This window comes from Bacillus sp. AF62, assembly GCF_050312695.1.
Lineage (GTDB): Bacteria > Bacillota > Bacilli > Bacillales > Bacillaceae_G > Bacillus_A > Bacillus_A cereus.
This window is the reverse complement of record NZ_JBNPJZ010000181.1, coordinates 1-2,915: the sequence shown is the minus strand read 5'-3', so window position 1 is coordinate 2,915 and position 2,915 is coordinate 1. Positions and strand designations below refer to the sequence as shown.

Below are 2,915 nucleotides of genomic sequence, written 5' to 3'. Positions count from 1 at the left end.
AATTGACCGTTCGCTTCTGTTTTGGTGTATACATCCGTTTTCTCTGCCTTTAGGTCAATACGGTTAGATTGCTGATTTATGCTGGTTTCAAGAGTAGATACCTTAGAGTTAAAATCAGAAGTGGCCACTTTCTTACCAATCTCACCAACAAGCTGGTCATAGTTTGCGTAATCTTTTGGATTCTCCATAAATGTAGAACGAGTAAATCCTTGTTGTAATTGCGGCTGAGCTACCCAAATTGTGCCGTTCTGTCTAATCCATATATCACCTTGTAAATGCGTTATTGCTACGTTAGGAGAAGTAATTTTAACAGATACTAGTACCCAAGAATTGTTTACTAATAAATCCTTAAATTCTGTTTGTGCAAATGTTGAAACTGCATTTGCACCATTAAAGAATTGAAGTTTAATCGCTCCACCATTATCAAGTGTATTCTTATCCTGGACGTATACCCAAGCCGAGAATACATAATCACCGCCATTTTGTACAGCTGGGACACGTTGCATGATACCAGACCACTTACTAGCAGTTTGACCTGTAGCTGTAATTTTGACAGAATTGTAACCTTCATGATGCCTAGCACTCTCAGGAACTATCGTAATACCTGAACCTGTACCTGCAAGGCTCCATTTCGTGGTACTTGGAGTTTTACTTGTTACAACTCCTGTAGAAGCGTTTATTACTCGATCTTCAAATGCAGCATTAAATAGTAAGTTCGTACTTCCTAATCCACCTACATATTCTTGCATTTGAGTATCTGTTACTTTGGATTTGATTTGATTATTCAACTGTGTGATATCACTCGTGTTTTGTTGAATAACCTCTCCTTGTTTGCCTTGTGTTTGAGATAGAGTTGTAATGGTTTGTGAATTAGAATCCGTTGTTTGTTTAACTTGATTTAAGGTAGTTTGCATTGTACCTTGGTCTTTTTGAACAGTTGATACAGTGGTTTTTACACCGTCCACACTTTTTTCAATTTCGGTTGTTTTCTTGGTGAATTCATCGGTTGCTACTTGATCTTCAGGTGCTGGTGTCCATCCAGTAGCTTTATTCCCCTTTTCAAGTTTAAAATTTCGAATAATGATTTTTGTTGTTTTAGCATCTATTCCCCAAAATTCCAGTCTAGCTTGTCCTGTGTTATTAGTCTGTTCTGTAATTTTTGTAGTGTACGTAACCCGTTGGAATTCTTCCGTAATTCCTGTGAATATTTGTCTAACGAATGTATATTTAGGTGAACCGTTTTCACCATAGAACTGAACACGACCTGCCGTTTTATCCGTTGTTATAATTTTCACATCGAAGCTAAATGTTACAGTTTCACCCGCTAATTCACTAAATATTTGATTTAAGTTATTCTTAAATACTCCATAAGCTAAATTTGAAGTTATTTTCGTCGTTTCCCAATATTTCGTATCTGATATTAAATTACGTACTCCTATTTCTTGCTCATTAAATTTCTTTTCTACACTTGTTAATTTTTCACTAATCTTTCCTGCTTCTTCTTTAATTTCAGTTGTTGTTTTCTTAAGTTCACTTGTTGTTTGCTGCACATCAGAAATAGTCTTCTTTGTACCTTCTACAGTTTGTTCGACTGTATTTAATTTATTGCTGATATCATTATCTTTTTTCGTTAACAATTCAATAGAAGTTTTAAATCCATCTGCGGTTTGCTCGGATTTCGTTATACGGTCCGTAAGCTTTCCTTGTTCATTTTGAACATTAGAAACTGTAGTGTTAATCCCTTTAATAGTAGTCTCAATTTCTACTGTTTTTTTAGTGAAGTCCGTATTAGAAACGTTATCTTCTGGCGCTGGTGTCCAGTCTGTCACTTTGTTTCCAATTTCTATTTTCGGTCTACCTACTTTTACATAGTCTCCGCCACATTGAATATACACTGCATTCTGTTCTGTTTTTAATATCCCTATATCTTTAATCCATATAGTCGTACTTATAATACCTTTAAAATTCATACCATCCGTTATTCTTAACCAAACGCCTAGATGTTGAATTGAATTATCGGAATATCGTATAGAAGGTTCAAAACCAATCCTATTAGATGGATTAACGCCAGTTTTTGCATTTTTAATTTCAACATAAACACTTAATGTAACTTGTTTTCCTTGTAAGTCTTTTAAATCATTTACAAATCTGAAACTTTGATTTGTGTCAGGTGGTAATATAAATTTATCAGATTCAAGGACATAGTTTCTTACACCGACATTTGTGTTATTAACAGTGGTTTCTAGTTCGCTTAACTTTTGTTTAGTGCCATTTGCTGTTGTTTCAATTTCATTCGTTTTGTTTTGAAGTTTAGTTAAACCGTCATTTGTTTTCGTTAGCTCTGACTTCTCAGCTTTCTGTTTAAGAGCTTCGTTCGTTTGACCAATAGATGTATTAATATCCTTGAAATTCTGTACGTTCCCTTGTTTATCAGTTTCATAGATTTGTTTACCTATGAAACCATCTTTAATTTCATCTTTCGTATAAACACCAGTTTTATCAGCCTTATCCTTTAATTGATTATTGATCCAGGTCTGGTCTACTTTGTTATTAACTTGCTTTTGAACATCCACTATTTGTCCAGCTATTTCTTGCGCTTTACCTTCCACACCTTGAACCTTTTGATTCAATTCTGTTTTAGCTGTTTCAATATCTTCCTTAACATCTTTAATACTTTGCTTTAATGGTCCTGTATCGGGAGTAACCCTTTGCCATTGACCACCTTTCCAAAGTTTCTGCACCTTATTTTCAGGATCAGAACTATCTACCCACAAAGTTTTTCCATCACGTAAATTCTCAGTAGGAGCCGTTGGTTGTTCGATAATATCAACCATGTTCTGCTCCATATATTTCTGTGTTGTTTCTGCCAAATCTTTTGCTGTTTGACTTTCTTTTTGAGCCTGATCAGCTTTATC

Annotated in this window: 1 pseudogene; it reads right to left on the bottom strand. The window is 34.9% G+C overall.

What is annotated here, in order from left to right:
- Positions 1-2,915 (bottom strand): annotated as a pseudogene (locus ACQRBL_RS32035) (phage tail spike protein); the annotation flags it as partial.